The sequence below is a fragment of the Marinobacterium aestuariivivens genome, from assembly GCF_042661465.1.
GTDB classification, from domain to species: domain Bacteria; phylum Pseudomonadota; class Gammaproteobacteria; order Pseudomonadales; family Balneatricaceae; genus Marinobacterium_A; species Marinobacterium_A aestuariivivens.
Map to the genome: position 1 here is coordinate 4,376,118 of NZ_JBHSWE010000001.1, position 15,373 is coordinate 4,391,490.

11 protein-coding genes and 1 pseudogene are annotated in these 15,373 nt (G+C 64.6%); 8 read left to right on the forward strand and 4 right to left on the reverse strand.

The window, feature by feature from the left end; translation table 11 throughout:
* Positions 1-60: 60 nt before the first annotated feature.
* On the reverse strand, positions 61-666 hold the full coding sequence (locus ACFQDL_RS22920; protein ID WP_379911033.1) for a LysE family translocator: 606 nt from the start codon (positions 664-666) through the stop codon (positions 61-63).
* A 237-nt stretch (positions 667-903) separates the two neighbouring features.
* Entirely contained in the window at positions 904-1,884 is a 981-nt protein-coding gene (locus ACFQDL_RS22925; protein ID WP_379911034.1) for a LysR family transcriptional regulator, read from the reverse strand.
* A 259-nt stretch (positions 1,885-2,143) separates the two neighbouring features.
* Here ACFQDL_RS22925 and ACFQDL_RS22930 point away from each other — a divergent pair, with 259 nt between their 5' ends.
* The 3 genes and pseudogenes from ACFQDL_RS22930 (at position 2,144) to ACFQDL_RS22940 (ending at position 4,215) form a co-directional block, all read left to right on the forward strand.
* Positions 2,144-2,728 (forward strand): hypothetical protein, encoded by a 585-nt coding sequence (locus tag ACFQDL_RS22930; protein WP_379911035.1) that lies wholly within the window; start codon positions 2,144-2,146, stop codon positions 2,726-2,728.
* A gap of 71 nt (positions 2,729-2,799) precedes the next feature.
* Entirely contained in the window at positions 2,800-3,147 is a 348-nt protein-coding gene (locus ACFQDL_RS22935) for a hypothetical protein (protein WP_379911036.1), read from the forward strand.
* 79 nt (positions 3,148-3,226) lie between these two features.
* Positions 3,227-4,215: pseudogene (locus ACFQDL_RS22940) on the forward strand (TAXI family TRAP transporter solute-binding subunit).
* A gap of 5 nt (positions 4,216-4,220) precedes the next feature.
* Here ACFQDL_RS22940 and ACFQDL_RS22945 read toward each other — a convergent pair.
* Both ACFQDL_RS22945 and ACFQDL_RS22950 read right to left on the reverse strand, forming a co-directional pair.
* Complete coding sequence (locus ACFQDL_RS22945) at positions 4,221-5,144, reverse strand: sensor histidine kinase (protein ID WP_379911037.1); 924 nt, start codon at positions 5,142-5,144, stop codon at positions 4,221-4,223.
* Positions 5,141-5,803, reverse strand: a complete 663-nt coding sequence (locus ACFQDL_RS22950) for a hypothetical protein (protein WP_379911038.1) — start codon at positions 5,801-5,803, stop codon at positions 5,141-5,143. The genes ACFQDL_RS22945 and ACFQDL_RS22950 overlap by 4 nt, the downstream gene beginning before the upstream one ends.
* A gap of 349 nt (positions 5,804-6,152) precedes the next feature.
* Here ACFQDL_RS22950 and ACFQDL_RS22955 point away from each other — a divergent pair, with 349 nt between their 5' ends.
* The 5 genes from ACFQDL_RS22955 to ACFQDL_RS22975 all read left to right on the forward strand — a co-directional run bounded on the left by ACFQDL_RS22955 (position 6,153) and on the right by ACFQDL_RS22975 (position 15,322).
* Positions 6,153-7,133, forward strand: coding sequence for a TAXI family TRAP transporter solute-binding subunit (locus tag ACFQDL_RS22955; protein WP_379913273.1), 981 nt, complete (start codon positions 6,153-6,155; stop codon positions 7,131-7,133).
* A gap of 147 nt (positions 7,134-7,280) precedes the next feature.
* Entirely contained in the window at positions 7,281-9,905 is a 2,625-nt protein-coding gene (locus ACFQDL_RS22960; protein ID WP_379911039.1) for a TRAP transporter permease, read from the forward strand.
* A gap of 64 nt (positions 9,906-9,969) precedes the next feature.
* Entirely contained in the window at positions 9,970-10,419 is a 450-nt protein-coding gene (locus ACFQDL_RS22965) for a universal stress protein (RefSeq protein WP_379911040.1), read from the forward strand.
* Positions 10,420-10,493: 74 nt separating this feature from the next.
* On the forward strand, positions 10,494-10,637 hold the full coding sequence (locus ACFQDL_RS22970; RefSeq protein ID WP_379911041.1) for a hypothetical protein: 144 nt from the start codon (positions 10,494-10,496) through the stop codon (positions 10,635-10,637).
* Entirely contained in the window at positions 10,637-15,322 is a 4,686-nt protein-coding gene (locus ACFQDL_RS22975) for an NAD-glutamate dehydrogenase (RefSeq protein ID WP_379911042.1), read from the forward strand. Before ACFQDL_RS22970 ends, ACFQDL_RS22975 begins: the two co-directional genes overlap by 1 nt.
* The last annotated feature ends 51 nt before the right edge of the window (positions 15,323-15,373 follow it).

Here is a 15,373-nt window from a genome sequence, read left to right on the forward strand (position 1 = left end):
CAAAACGGAGTGTCGGGCGGCTATGTGGGAGCCCGGTCCCCCGGTCCCCCCGGGCGAATCTCAGCCCAGTCCGACCTTGATCCCCAGTGCCATCAGCGTGACGCCGACGGCGCCTTCTATGCGGTGACGAACGCGGGCCAGCCAGGCCTGGATCGCCGGTCGCGTCAGTACCAGCACCACCAGACTGAGCCAGCAGAGTTCCACGGTGACCGGTGTCAGGCCGTAGAGTGTCAGCATCGGCCAGCTGTGGTCCTGCTTCAGTACCTGCGAGAACATCGCCAGGAAGAAGAGCAATACCTTGGGGTTGAACAGGCTGATCATCAGGCCGGCGAAAAAGGCGTGGCGCCGGCCGCTGTCGATTTTGTCGACAGGGTCGGCATGGCCATTGCGGCTGCTCAGCAGATAGACGACCCCCATATAGAGCAGGTAGGCGCTGCCGAGCCAGCGGATCAGGCCGAACAGCGCCGGCGACTGGCTGATCAGCGTGGCGATGCCGACCAGCGACAGCGAAGCGTGTACCAGCAGCGCCGTGGCAAGTCCCGCGGCCGTGACAAAGCCGGTTCGGATCCCGCCGCCCAGGGTGTTGCGCAGCACGATCGCCATGTTGGCGCCGGGAATCATCGCGCCCAGCAGTGTTATGCCGGCAAACAGTAGCCATTCCGTCATTGGAGGTCTCCGCTCTCGGGTGAAGTTGGGTAGGTTGGGTGAAGCGGCGTCATGTGCCGTCGTTTCAGGGTCCTTCGGTGCCATGTGGCCGCGTAACCCAACATCGGTGCCATCTGAGGCCAATCGATCGGGAATGCGATCGATACGATGGGTTTCGCGATGCCCATATCACCCGGGGGAACATTAAAGTAGATGCCAGCGCATCGCTGTACCCATCCTACGAATCTGTGGGCCAGTCTAGGGTGTCGATTGCTTGAGGCCCAATCCCGAATGCTGATGCAGGTTATAAGCTAAGGTTATGACCTGTCCGGGAGAAGGGGAGGCCTTGAGGACGTCGTAGAAGTGGTTGCGCAGGTAACGATGGGCGGCATCGTGCTGCTGGCGCTGATGCCAGATCAGGGAGTACTGGACACGCGGGACCTCGAACGGTAGCGGCCGCTGCTCCAGGTTGTGCAGCTCGCGCAGGTTGCGGGCCATGTGCGTCGGCAGTGTCAGCAGGCAGTCGCTGCTGGCACAGAAGGCCAGTGCGGAGTGGAAGAAGGGTACCGTAATATGGATGGAGCGGTGTCGACCCTGCGCCGCCAGTGCGCTGTCGAGCGGGCGGTTCTTGTCGCCGCCGCCGCTGATGCTGATATGATCCGCGGCCGTGTAGTCGTCGAGATCGAGAGCCTCTTTTGCCAGCAGCGGGTGACCGGCGCGCAGCAGACAGGCGTAATCGTCCTGGCCTATTTCGCGGCCGTGGATGTCGTCGTACAACGCGTCCAGGATGCAGGCCGCCAGATCCAGGCGGCCTTCGCGCAGTTCCGTGATCATCGTCGGCTCCCAGAGGTGGAAGTGCAGCTGCAGTCCGGGCGCGCAGCGGTAGAGCCTCTCGACCAGCGGGGGCAGTATGTGCTCGGAGATGTAATCGGTGATGGCGATATTGAAGCGGCCCGTGAACAGCGAGGGGTCGAACTGGCTCGGCACCAGGAAGCTTTCTATCTGCAGCAGCAGTGGCGGCAGCTGGCCGGTCAGTGCTTCGCCCCTTGGCGTCAGTTGCATCTCGTTGCCAACCCTGACCAGCAGTGGGTCTCCCAGCAGTTCGCGCAGCTGGGCCAGGCTGCGGCTCATGGCCGGCTGGGTGACATGGAGTGCCCGTGCCGCCTGGCTGACACTGCGGGTGCGCAGCAGCTGATAGAGGGCGGGCAAAAGGTTCAGGTTGACGCGTGAGAGTTCCATCGCGTAAAGATATCAGTATTGGTTATGGCTGTGAATTTGTCTGTGATTGGAGACATTTCTGAGGATACAATCGGCTGCAAGCGAAAATGAAGCACCCCGGTCTATACTTACCGGGCCGGTAGCGGCGGCTCGCGGCATGGCGGCTGCCGGCCCGGGTCCGAAGTCGGCGATCTGCCAAGAACCGGCAGGCAGCATGGAGGCAACGCAGTGACAATGGCGTTTTACCGGCGGGCGCCCGGCGACCGCATGGAGTTGAAGAGTGCATTCTGATCGGCGCAAAAATACCTCGCCACAGGCGCAGCCGGCCGACGTCTCGCCGGATACGGGGCTCGACCGGGGTTTCGGGCAAATGCTGCAACAGGCGGCCATCTCTTCGGAACTCATCGCCGAACTGTCGGTGGAGCGCGATGCCGGGGCCGTTTCGCTTCTGGAAGAGGCGCTGCTGCAGCGCTGGCCCGTTGAGGGTTATGGCGACATCATCCGTAATCCTGCCGCCGGGCTGCACGCGCTGGAGGCGGACTACGGTCGCTTTGTCGCCGACGCCGAAGTGCTGGTGCGGGACCTCGCGCAGTTCGACATCGCCGAAGTCATTGACATCCGGTTTCCGGTGGGGGTGCGGCTCGAATGGTCGCGCTTCGAGCATTCGGACCTGATGCTCGGTCAGCTTTGGCTGGCGGAGGCGCGCATGCTCGAGTGGCTCTGTGACGAGGCCGCGCGTGTCGAGTCCCTCTGCCGTCTCGCCCGTCCCTATGCACTCGCCAGAACTGCCCTGGAGATGGAGGCCGCGACCGGCCAGACCCGGCGGCCGCAGCCGCCTCCGGTGATCTTTACGGTTATCTGCTGAAGCTGTTCGGTCGCGCCTGGAACCTCAAGGGGATCAGGCCCTGGGCCGAGCCGCAGCTGGCGGGCAAGGGGATGAGTCCCCTGTTGCTGGCGGGCGCGGCGCCGCGGCTGACGGTCGGCACCAGCGTGCCGAGCCAGGTGTTTCGTACCCTGGGATTCAGTGCCCGACGGGCGACGGCCGCCCAGCTGAGGGCTGTCGCCCAGTTGCTCTATGATCATCGGCGTCTGGAGCCCGAGCAGTATTCGCTGCTCTGTCACGCGGAATGGTTGCTGCCGGCCACGGAGGCTGCGCTGGCGCAGGACTGGATCGAGCGTTTCGGCGAGCTGCTGGCCGAACTCTGGATTCGCGGCGATCGCGGCAGCTGGGTCGAAAGTACCCTGAACCTGCTCAAGCGGGCGGAGGCCGGCAGGCTGTCCTGATCCGCATGGCCGGGTTATCCTTCGTACCTATCAATGTCCCTGCCGGCCGTGCCGGCCTCTCGCAACCGGTATCCTGTCTATGCTGTTACATCGCGTTGCACCGGGCGTGCGCCTGGTACTCGGGCTGGCGCTGGTTCTGGCGCTGTCGGGTGCCGTATCCAGTGCGCAGGCCCGGCAGTTCGTGACCCTCGGGACCGGCGGCGTCACCGGTGTCTACTATCCTGCCGGCGGCGCCATCTGTCGACTGGTAAACGCGGACCGCAGCCGTCACGGTCTTCGCTGCTCGGTCGAAAGCACCGCCGGCTCCATCTACAACCTGGAGGCGGTGGCGGCCGGAGAGCTGGACCTGGGGATCGCCCAGGCCGACTGGATCTATGGCTTCAGCCACCGGTCGGATGCCGGGATGCCCGCATCGTCGCCGCCGCTGCGCTCGCTTTTCTCGCTCTATCCGGAGCTCTTCACCGTCGTGGTCAGGGCTTCATCGGATATCCATCGCTTCGAGGATGTATTGGGTCGGCGGGTGAGCGTCGGGCGTGTCGGCTCCGGTCAGCGTGCGACGCTGGAGCTTTTGCTGGCCCTTCAGGGGCGCGGGCTGGAGCACTTTGCGGCGGCTCTTGAGATGGATCCGGCGATGCAGGCGGAAGCGCTGTGCAGCGGCGAGATCGACGTCATGCTCTATATGCTGGGGCACCCCAGCGGTGCGATGAAAGAGGTCACCCGCAGCTGCGACGCGCGCATCATTCCGGTCGAGGGGAGGTGCGTGAGGCCCTGTTGCAGGCCAGTCCCGTCTACGAGCCGATGACCATCAGGGCCGGGACCTATCCCGGGCAGAACCGGGATATCGCCACCTTCGGCGTTCATGCCACTTTCTTTGCCCGGGCCGACCTGCCGGACGAGATCGCCCATGCGATCGTGCAGTCGCTGTTCGAGGATTTCGACCGCTTCCGGCGGCTGCACCCGGCGTTCCGTGATCTGGATCCGCTGACAATGGTTGGCGGGCCTTTCCCGGTGCCGCTGCACCCGGGGGCGCTGCGTTATTACCGCGAACGCGGACTGACCGGCTTCTGAGTCACTCAGGTTTCGTGCAGCGGAATTTCGATCTCGAAGCAGGCGCCCTCCGGCCAGTCCGTGCGACAGCGAATGCTGCCGTGCAGCAGTTGCGTGACCAGGTTGTAGACGATATGCATGCCCAGGCCGCTGCAGCCCTGGTGGCGCCGGGTCGTCACGAAGGGCTGGAACAGCCGGTGCCTGACCTCGGCGGCGATGCCGCTGCCATTGTCGCTGTAACGCAGCAGCAGGGCGTCAGGCGCCGGCGAGACCTCGATCCGGATGCGGCCGTCCGGCCGCGAGTCGAATCCGTGGATCAGCGAATTGAGCACCAGGTTGGTCATGATCTGGTAAAAGGCGCCGGGATAGCTGTTCAGCGTCAGGTCGGACGGGCAGAGGATGCTGATCTCCGGCGCCTGCTGGCGCAGGCGCGGGCGCAGTGACAGCAGAATTTCCTCCAGGTACTGGTGCAGATTGAACGGCCGGCGCTCCTCGCTGGACTGGTCCACCGATACCTGCTTGAAAGCCCTGATCAGCTGTGCGGCCCGCTCCAGGTTCTGGCGGATCAGTTGGCTGCTTTCCAGCGCGTTGGCGGTAAAGTCGCGCGCGCCATCACCGCCGTCCGCCATCGCGGCGTGCTTCTGCGCCTCCTGTTCCAGGTAGGATGCCGCGGTATAGCCGATGCCCAGCGGCGTGCTGATTTCATGGGCGACGCCGGCCACCAGTCCGCCGATGGCCGCCATCTTCTCCGATTCGATCAGCTGTGCCTGGGTGGCCCGGAGCCGTTCGAGGGTTCGGTTCAGTGTCTCGTTGGACTGCTCGAGCTCACGGGTGCGCTGGCTGACGCGAGCCTCGAGCTCGCGGTTCAGATCGGCCAGTTCGGACTCCGCGCGCGCCCGGCGGACGATCGACTCGCGCAGATTGCAGCGCATGTTCTCCAGTGCGGTCACGACCTTGCCGAGCTCGTCCAGCCTGCGCCGGGGCCGCGCCCAAGCGCGAGGGGGCGGTCGAGATTGTCCAGGTGCAGGGTGCTGGCGTAGCGCGCAAGGGTGCTCAGGTGCTGGGTGACCAGATACCAGAACAGGTAGAGGATGAAGGTCGAGACCAGGAAGGTCTTGACGCCCTGGGATGCCAGGATCACCAGTACCCGTTCCCGCAGGCGCCGATAGACGCCATCCAGACTGATCACGATCTGCAGGTCGCCGAGAGGGTAGAGCTGGCCCTCCGGCGTCCGGTGCTCGAGGCTGTAGTGGCGGGTGACCAGGCGGCTGTCCGGGGCAGGGGCCGTGCCCGCCTCGAAGGTTTCGTCGAAACGGGTTGCCAGGCGCAGGTAGTCGACGTCCGGCAGTTGTTTCAGTCCGTCGAGCTGGAGCTGTACCTGGACCGGATCGATGACCCAGAGGCTGTTCGACAGGCTCTGCAGCGAACTGGCCTCGATCTGTCCGATGCGGCTGTCGATCCGGGAGAGGTCGTAGCGGTAGTCGAGGTAGAGCTGCAGGGCGGTGGCTGTCAGTGTGATCGCCGAGCTGCACAGCAGGATCAGTGCGACCAGTCGCATCGCCAGCGGATTATCCTGTCGGTAGTGGTTCAGCCGGGATAGCCAGTTCATCGGGTCTCTGTCTCGCTCTCTGTCTTGCGTCTTCACCTTGATCGGCGATTGAATCGCTCGCTTGATTTTACCCTCTGCGCTGTCCGTGCCTATGCTGTATTCAAGCATTCGCTCGGGCTATGGCCATGACAGGGACGACTTTGGCACGCAAGGATACAACTATGGCGCGCAAGGGGTCATCCAATTCTGTCGGCTTGATTAAGCTTCTTGGCGATTCGGGATTTTCCGGTCCACCGGCGATTCGGCCGGCGGCGGACCCCGGTACCGGGTGGATGCCGACCCTCTCTTCCGGCCGGCTTCAGGCCGAAGTCGGTATCCCATGGAGAATAACAAGGGAAAGACAATGATGATGAATCTCAAGAAAGCCTTTACCGCTTCCGTGTTCAGCGCCGGCGTTATGCTGGCTTCGGCCGGGCAGAGCGTATCCGCGGCCGAGCAGACCTACGTCACCATCGGCACCGGCGGTCAGACCGGGGTCTACTATGTCGTCGGTCAGTCGATCTGCCGACTGGTGAACCGCGGCACCGAGGAGCACGGTATCAAGTGCACCGCGCCGTCGACCGGTGGTTCCGTGGCCAACCTCAACGCCATCCGCGAAGGCAACCAGGATATGGGTGTTGCCCAGTCCGACTGGCAGTATCACGCCTATAACGGCACCGACAAGTTCGCCGAACAGGGGCCCAACCCTGAACTGCGGGCGGTGTTCTCGGTTCATCCCGAGCCCTTCACCGTGGTGGCACGCGCGGACTCCGGCATCAAGGTGTTCGACGACCTCAAGGGCAAGCGCGTCAATGTCGGCAACCCGGGTTCCGGCCAGCGCGGCACCATGGAAGTTCTGATGGAGCGCAAGGGCTGGACCCTGGACGACTTCAAGCTGGCGTCCGAGCTCAAGTCCTCGGAGCAGTCCCAGGCGCTCTGCGACAACAAGGTCGATGCCATCATCTTCACCGCCGGCCATCCCAACGGTTCGATCAAGGAGGCGACCACCTCCTGCGAGGCGATCCTGGTGCCGGTCGAAGGGGCTGAAGTCGATACCCTGATCTCCGAGAACGCCTACTATGCCAAGGCCGTTATTCCGGGCGGCATGTACAACGGTACCGACAGCGATACCGCGACCTTCGGTGTCGGCGCGACCTTCGTCTCCTCGACCAAGGCCGATCCGGACGTCATCTACCAGGTGGTCAAGGCGGTGTTCGACAACTTCGACCGCTTCAAGAAGTTGCATCCGGCATTCGAAAACCTGGATCCGGCGCTGATGATCAAGAACAACCTTTCGGCACCGCTGCACGAAGGCGCCGCTCGCTACTACAAGGAACAGGGCTGGATGTAATCCGGACCGGGGGCGGGGACCTGGCGGCTGCGCAGGGTCCCGCTTGCTGCCCCACCCGGGAACGGACTGCCACTGGCGGTTCGTTCCGTCGTTTGCAACTGACAGTTTTTTTGTACAGCGGGGCGCAGCCTGATGACCGGAGGTCCCATGAGTGACCCAGTAAAAGAATCGAAAACCTACAACGACGCGGATCTGCAGGATCTGGTCGATGCCACCGACAGCGGTGCGCGCAACCCGTCCGGATTCCAGAAAGTCCTGCTGCTCGGCACGGCGCTGTGCTGGTCGCTGTTCCAGCTCTGGATCGCCTCGCCGCTGCCCTTCTACGACTGGCCGCTGATCGGCAGTTTCGGGGTCTTCAACGACACCGAGGCGCGCTCCATTCACCTCGCTTTTGCCGTCTTTCTGTCGTTCATGGCCTATCCGGCCTTCGGTGGTTCGCCCCGTGACCGGGTGCCCGTCATCGACCTGATCCTGGCACTGGCCGGCGCCTTCTCGGCGGCCTATCTGTTCATCTTCTACGAATCGCTGTCGGGACGTCCCGGCGCCCCGATCATGCAGGACCTGATTGTCGCCAGCATCGGCGGCGTGCTGTTGCTCGAGGCGACCCGTCGTGCCCTCGGGCCACCGCTGGTGATCGTCGCGCTGGTGTTCCTGATCTACACCTTTGCCGGTCCCTACATGCCCGAGATCATCGCCCACAAGGGCGCGGGACTGGACCAGGTGGTCAACCACCAGTGGATCACCACCGAAGGGGTATTCGGCATCGCCCTCGGCGTATCCACCAGTTTCGTGTTTCTGTTCGTGCTGTTCGGCGCCCTGCTCGACAAGGCCGGGGCCGGCAACTATTTCATCAAGGTGGCCTTTTCACTGCTCGGTCACATGCGCGGCGGCCCGGCCAAGGCGGCCGTAGTGTCGTCCGGCATGACCGGGCTGATTTCCGGATCCTCCATCGCCAACGTGGTGACCACCGGCACCTTTACGGTGCCGATGATGAAAAGGGTCGGTTTCAGTGCCGAGAAAGCCGGTGCCGTCGAGGTCGCTTCGTCGGTCAACGGCCAGATCATGCCGCCGGTCATGGGCGCCGCAGCCTTCCTGATGGTGGAATACGTCGGCCTGTCCTATGTCGAGGTCATCAAGCACGCCTTTCTGCCGGCGCTGATCTCCTATATCGCGCTGGTCTATATCGTTCACCTCGAGGCCCTGAAGCAGGGCATGCAGGGGCTGCCGCGCCGTGGTGTGGTCAAACCCTGGCTGGCCCGTCTCACCGGCGCGCTGTTCGGTTTCCTGGCCACGGCAGTGGTCGCGCTCGCGGTCTATTACGGCATCGGCTGGATCAAGCCGCTGCTGGGCGATGCCGCCAGCCTGGTGATCGCCGTACTGTTGTTTATCGTCTACGTCGGCCTGATCCGCTTCGCGGCGCGCTACCCGGAGCTGGAGCTGGACGATCCTGAATCCGAGGTGGTCGAGTTGCCGGAGACCGGTCCCACGGTGAAATCCGGTCTGCATTACATCCTGCCAGTGGTGGTGCTGGTCTGGTGCCTGATGGTCGAGCGCCTCTCTCCCGGGCTGTCGGCGTTCTGGGCGACGGTGCTGATGATGGTGATTCTCGTCACCCAGCGGCCGTTGTTCGCGCTGTTCCGCGGCCGGGGTAGCCTCGGTGCCGAATGCCGTCTCGGCTTCGAGCAGCTTGTGGATGGCCTGATCGCTGGCGCCCGCAACATGATCGGCATCGGTATCGCGACCGCGACCGCCGGCATCATTGTCGGCGCCGTGTCCCAGACCGGCGTCGGTTCGGTGCTGGCGGACCTGGTCGAGGTGCTGTCGTTCGGCAATCTGCTGCTGATGCTGCTGCTGACCGCGGTGCTGAGCCTGATCCTCGGCATGGGCCTGCCCACCACGGCCAATTACATCGTGGTGTCGTCGCTGCTGGCGCCGGTCATCGTCACCCTGGGACAGGAGTCGGGGCTGATCGTGCCGCTGATCGCGGTACACCTGTTCGTGTTCTATTTCGGCATCATGGCGGACGTCACGCCGCCGGTCGGCCTGGCCTCCTTCGCGGCGGCGGCGGTGTCCGGGGGCGATCCGATCCGTACCGGCTTCGTCGCGTTCTTCTACAGCCTGCGCACCGCGATTCTGCCGTTCCTGTTCATTTTCAACACCGATCTGCTGCTGATCAACGTCGACTGGTGGCACGGCATCGCCGTGTTCGTGATCTCGACCATCGGCATCCTGCTGTTCACGGCGGCCAGCCAGGGCTATTTCCTGGTGCGCAGCCGCCTGTACGAATCGGCGTTGCTGCTGGTTATCGCCTTTTCGCTGTTCCGGCCGGGATTCTGGATGGATCAGATCGTCGAGCCCTATCAGGCCCGCGGCGGTGAGGCACTGCTCGACGGCTCTGTCGATATTCCGGCAGGCGCCCAGGTCCGGCTGCACATCATCGGCGAGGATGCGATCGGCAATCCGCGCGAGTTCGTGACCCTGCTGACCCTCGGTGAAGGCGACACTACCCGCGAACGACTGGTGGAGGCCGGCGCCGAGCTGATGGATGACAACGGCAAGGCGCTGGTGGACATGGTGACCTTCGACAGCGCGGCCGAGCGTGCCGGGCTGATGTTCGATCAGGTGATCGCCCAGGTCGAGGTTCCGCAGAGCCAGCCGCCCAAGGAGCTGATCTTCATTCCGGCACTGCTGCTGCTGGTGCCGCTGGTGCTGATACAGCGCCGTCGACGCACCACCGAAGCGGCGGCGTCCGGCACCACGGCCCGGGCCTGAGAACCGGCCACCCTTCGGGGTGGCCCCGATTTGACGCCGGCCAGGTGCCGGCCAAGGACACGAGATGTTCAAGACGATACTGATACCCGTAGATCTCGAGGAGCCCGGTTTTTCCCGCCCGGCGATCGAGGTGGCGCTGCGCGAGCTGGACCGCGATGGCGGCAAGCTGCATCTGATGACGGTGATTCCGGGGTTCGCCTCGCCGCTGGTGGCGTCCTATTTCGATCCGGCGGCGGTGCAAAAGGCCCATCAGGCCGTGGACCAGCATCTGGTCGAGTTCGCCCGTCGGGAATTGCCCGACGACATCCAGTACGACCTGTCGGTGCATCAGGGGCATCCGGCCGAACGGATCGTCAAGCAGTCGAAAAAGGTCCACGCCGATCTGATCATCATGTCCGCCCATCACCGGGGACGTCTGGACAGCGCACTGCTGGGCTCCAATTCGGCGCGTGTCGTGGAGCGGGCCAAGTGCTCGGTTCTGATTCTCCGGCGCTGGGACGAGCCCGAAAACTAGGGTTTCCCCGAGCAGTACCCGCAATCCCAAACACTGGATGACAGGAGTCCGGCTCCGGCCGCATGACAACCCTTATGTTCGACCTAATCGAAAGCCACAAGGGAGAGCTGCTGCGTCAGCTCTGTGACGAGTTCAACGCACGGCTCGACGAAGCGATGGCGCAACAGGTCAATCGCTTCGCCCGTCAGTACTATCGGGTGACCCCCAGGGCGAATTGATGGAGCGGCGCCCGGACAGCCTCTACGGCGCCACGCTCTCGGCCTGGCAGTTCATGCAGCAATTCGATACCGGTGATGCCAAGGTGCGGGTCTTCAATCCCGATTTCGAGCGTCACGGCTGGCACTCGAAACACACCGTCGTCGAGGTGATCAATCCCGACATGCCCTTCCTGGTCGACTCGATTCGGATCGAGCTGAACCGGCTGGGCCTGTCGATTCATGCCATTCACAACGCGGTGCTGAGGGTCGAGCGCGACGCCGAGGGCAGGCTGCAGCGGCTGTGCGAGCCCGACGGAGCCGGTCGTCCGGAATCGGTGATCTACCTGGAGATCGACCGTCACAGCGATGCGGAGGAGCTCAAGGCGATCCGGTCCAGCCTGCTGGAGACCTTCAGGGACGTGCGCGCGATGGTCGATGACTTCGCGCCGATGAAGGCCCGGGTGCACGACGAGATCGAACGGCTTCGGCAGCTGGAAACGCCCCGGGACCCGGCGGCCGTGCACGAAGCGGTCGCCTTCCTGGAATGGCTGCTCGAGGACCACTTCACCTTTCTGTCCTGTGACGAGCTGAGCGTCAAGGGGCAGGGCGATACGGCGCTTGTTACGCCGGTGGCGGGGCGGGAGCTCGGCATTCTGCGCCTGCGAGACAGCGGCGGCCGGCGCAAGCGCGCGCCGGCACTGCATCAGCGCGAGCGCGACTTCGTGCTGACAGCCGAACCGCTGATGTTCGCCAAGTCGGCCCGACGCTCGAGGGTGCATCGCCCGGCGTATCAGGACATGGTCGTGGTCAAGCATTTCGACGCCGATGGCCGGGTGAGCGGCGAAAGCCGCTTCTACGGCCTCTATACTTCGACGGTGTTCGACCTGCCGCCGGCGCAGATCCCGGTGGTGCGCCAGAAAGTGGCGGCCGTGCTGGAGGGCGCCGGCTTCGAGGCCGGCGGCCACAATCACAAGGAGCTGCTTCAGATCATCAAGGAACTGCCGCGCGAGGAGCTGTTCCTGACCGCGCCGGCGGCGCTGTTCGAAACCTCGATCGGCATCTTCAACCTGCAGGAGCGGCGCAAGGTGCGCCTGTTCGTGCGCGAGGACCCCTGCGGCCAGTTCGTCTCCTGTCTCTATTTCTCGCCGCGGGATATCTACAGCACCGACCTGCGGACGCGGGTGCAGCGGGTACTGGTCGATCACTTCGGCGCCGTCGATGCCGAGTTCACGACCCACTTTTCCGAGTCGGTGCTCGCGCGCACCCACTTTGTGCTGCGGGTCGATCCCGATCGCAGTGTCAGTTACGATCCCCGGGCCCTCGAAGCCCAGGTTGTCGAGACGTCCCGCGCCTGGGACGAAGAGCTGCACCGGGCCCTGGTCGAGAGTTGTGGCGAGGAGGACGGCAACCGCCATGCGAACCTCTATCGCGGGGCTTTCTCCAGTGCCTATCGTGAGCACTTTCCGCCCGGCAATGCGGTGTTCGATATCCAGCGTCTGGCCGAACTCGGTGAAGCGCGTTCACTGGCGATGAGCTTCTATCGCCAGCTCGAGCAGCCGCGGGAGTGGCTGCGCTTCAAGCTGTTCACGGCCGATCGGGCGCTGGTGCTGTCCGACATGATCCCGATTCTCGAGCGTCTGGGCATGCGGGTGCTGGGCGAACACCCCTACGAGGTGCACCGGCGCGATGGCCGGGTGTTCTGGCTGCACGATTTTACCCTGCAGTACCATGGCAGCGAGCCGGTCGAGCTGCAGGAGGTCAAACCGATCTTTCAGGAGGCGTTCGCCGCCGTCTGGCAGGGACAGGCGGAGAACGACGAGTTCAACCGACTGGTGGTCGGCGGCCGGCTCGGCTGGCGCGAAGTGGCGTTGTTGCGCGCCTATACCCGTTACAACCGGCAGCTGCGCTTCGAGTTCAGCCAGCCCTATGTCGCCGATACCCTGGCCCGGCACCTGCATGTCACCAAACTGCTGGTCAACCTGTTCAAGGCCCGTTTCGATCCGGCGCGGCGCGCCAGCGACAAGGCCGATGCGGTCAGCCGCAAGCTCGAGAACAGTGTGCTGGAGGCGCTGGAGCAGGTCGACAACCTCAATGACGACCGCATCCTGCGCCGGCTGCTCGAACTGATCAGGGCGACGCTGCGTACCAGCTATTTCAGGACCGACGCCCAGGGCAATCCACGCCCCTATATCGCCTTCAAGCTGGATCCGCGCGCCATCGCCAATATCCCGCGGCCGCGGCCGATGTTCGAAACCTTCGTCTATTCGCCCCGGGTCGAAGGGGTGCACCTGCGCGGCGGCAAGGTGGCGCGCGGCGGGCTGCGCTGGTCCGATCGCCTGGAAGACTTCCGTACCGAGGTGCTCGGGCTGGTCAAGGCCCAGCAGGTCAAGAATGCGGTCATCGTGCCGGTGGGCGCCAAGGGCGGCTTTGTCGCCAAATGCCTGCCGGAAGAGGGCGGCCGTGAAGCGGTCCAGGCCGAGGGTATCGCCTGCTATCAGACCTTTATCCGCGCGCTGCTGGATCTGGCCGACAACCTGGTCGGCGGCGAGGTGGTGCCGCCGGAACAGGTGGTGCGTCACGACGGCGACGACCCCTATCTGGTGGTGGCGGCCGACAAGGGCACCGCGACCTTTTCCGATATCGCCAACGCCATCGCGGCCGAATACGGCTTCTGGCTTGGCGACGCCTTTGCCTCCGGGGGCAGCCAGGGCTATGACCACAAGGGCATGGGCATCACAGCCCGCGGTGCCTGGGAGTCGGTCAAGCGTCACTTCCGCGAGCTGGGGCTGGATACGCAGCGCGAACCCTTTACCGTCCTGGGCATCGGCGACATGGCCGGTGACGTCTTCGGCAACGGCCTGCTGCTGTCGCCCCATGCGCGCCTGGTGGCGGCCTTCAACCATCAGCATATCTTTGTCGATCCCGACCCCGACACCGCCGCGGCCTTTGCCGAGCGGCAGCGGCTGTTCGCGCTGTCGCGCTCGAGCTGGAGCGACTACGATGACGCTCTGATCTCGGCGGGCGGCGGCATCTTCTCCCGCAGCGCCAAGTCGATTCCGGTCAGCGACCAGATGCGGCGGCGATTCGATATCCAGGCCGAGCGGCTGACGCCGAACGAACTGATTTCGGCCCTGTTGCGAGCCCCGGTCGATCTGCTCTGGAACGGCGGCATCGGCACCTATGTCAAGGCGAGTACCGAGAGCCATGCCGACGTCGGCGACAAGGCCAACGACGCGCTGCGCATCGATGGCCGCGAGCTGCGCTGCCGGGTGCTGGGGGAGGGCGGCAACCTCGGATTCACCCAGCTCGGCCGCATCGAGTTCGCGCTGGGTGGCGGTCGCTGCAACACCGACTTCATCGACAACGCCGGCGGCGTCGACTGCTCCGACCATGAGGTCAATATCAAGATCCTGCTCAATGAGGTGGTCGCGGCCGGCGACATGACAGTGAAGCAGCGCAATGTGCTGCTCCGGGACATGACCGATGCGGTGGCGCGGCTGGTGCTCGACAACAATTATCACCAGGTGCTGGCGTTGAGCCTGGCGCGACGCCATGCCGAGACGGTGCCGGACGAATACAGCCGGCTGATTGGCCAGCTCGAAACCGAAGGCAAGCTCGATCGCGAGCTCGAGTTCATGCCGGACGACGAAACCCTGCTGGCGCGCAAGAGTCGCGGCGAGGGGCTGACGCGGCCGGAACTCTCGGTGCTGATCTCCTATGTCAAGGCGGATCTCAAGGAGGCCCTGAACCGTCCGGAGATTCATCGGGATGCCTACCTGACGCGGGAAGTCGACGGGGCCTTCCCCGCCGCCCTGCTGCAGCGCTTCCCGGAGGCCGTGGCCGGTCACCGGCTGCGCAACGAGATACTGGCGACTCAGCTGGCCAATGGCATGGTCAACCGCATGGGCATCAGCTTCCCCGCCGTGGTGCGCCAGGCGACCGGTGCCGAATACGCCGATGTCGCCAGGGCCTACGTGGTGGCCCGCGACATCTTCGCGATGGAGCAGGCCTGGCAGCAGATCGAAGACCTGGACGGCGAGGTGTCGACCGAGGTCCAGGACAGCATGATGGCGGAGCTTATCCGGCTGGTGCGCCGCGCCACTTTCTGGCTGGTCCGCCATCACCGGCAGCAGATCGACGTCAGTGCCTGCATCGAACGTTACCGTCCCGGGATCGAGGCGCAGGTGGCCTGCATGGGCGAGCTGATTCAGGGCAGCCGGCTCGAAACCTGGGAGGAGCGGCGAGCCCAGCTGGCCGACGCCTCTGTGTCGCAGACGCTGGCGAGTTTCGTCGCCAGCGCCGACAGCCTGTTCTCATCGCTCGGCATCATCAGGATCGGTGAACAGACGGGACGGCCGGTGGAGGAGGTGGCCCGGGTCTACTTCGCCCTCGGCGACCAGCTTGACCTGCACTGGTTCGGGCAGCAGATACGCGGTTTCGAGGCCCACAGCCACTGGCAGTCGCTGGCCTGTGACGGCTATCTCGATGACCTCAGCACCCAGCAGCGGGAGCTGACCGCGCGGGCGCTGAACCACAGCGGCGATCAGGCGGGTGCCGTCGAGCGCGTCGCCGACTGGCTCGGCGACCAGCCGCAGTCGGTCAGACGCTGGCAGGCAATGCTGAACGAGCTGCGCTCGGCCCAGGTGCGCGACTGCTCGATCTTTTCGGTGGCCCTGCGCGAACTGCAGGAACTTTCCCAGGCCTGAAACGGACCTGGACAACAGGCCGGTCGGTGGCGAGCGCCGGCCGGTATACTC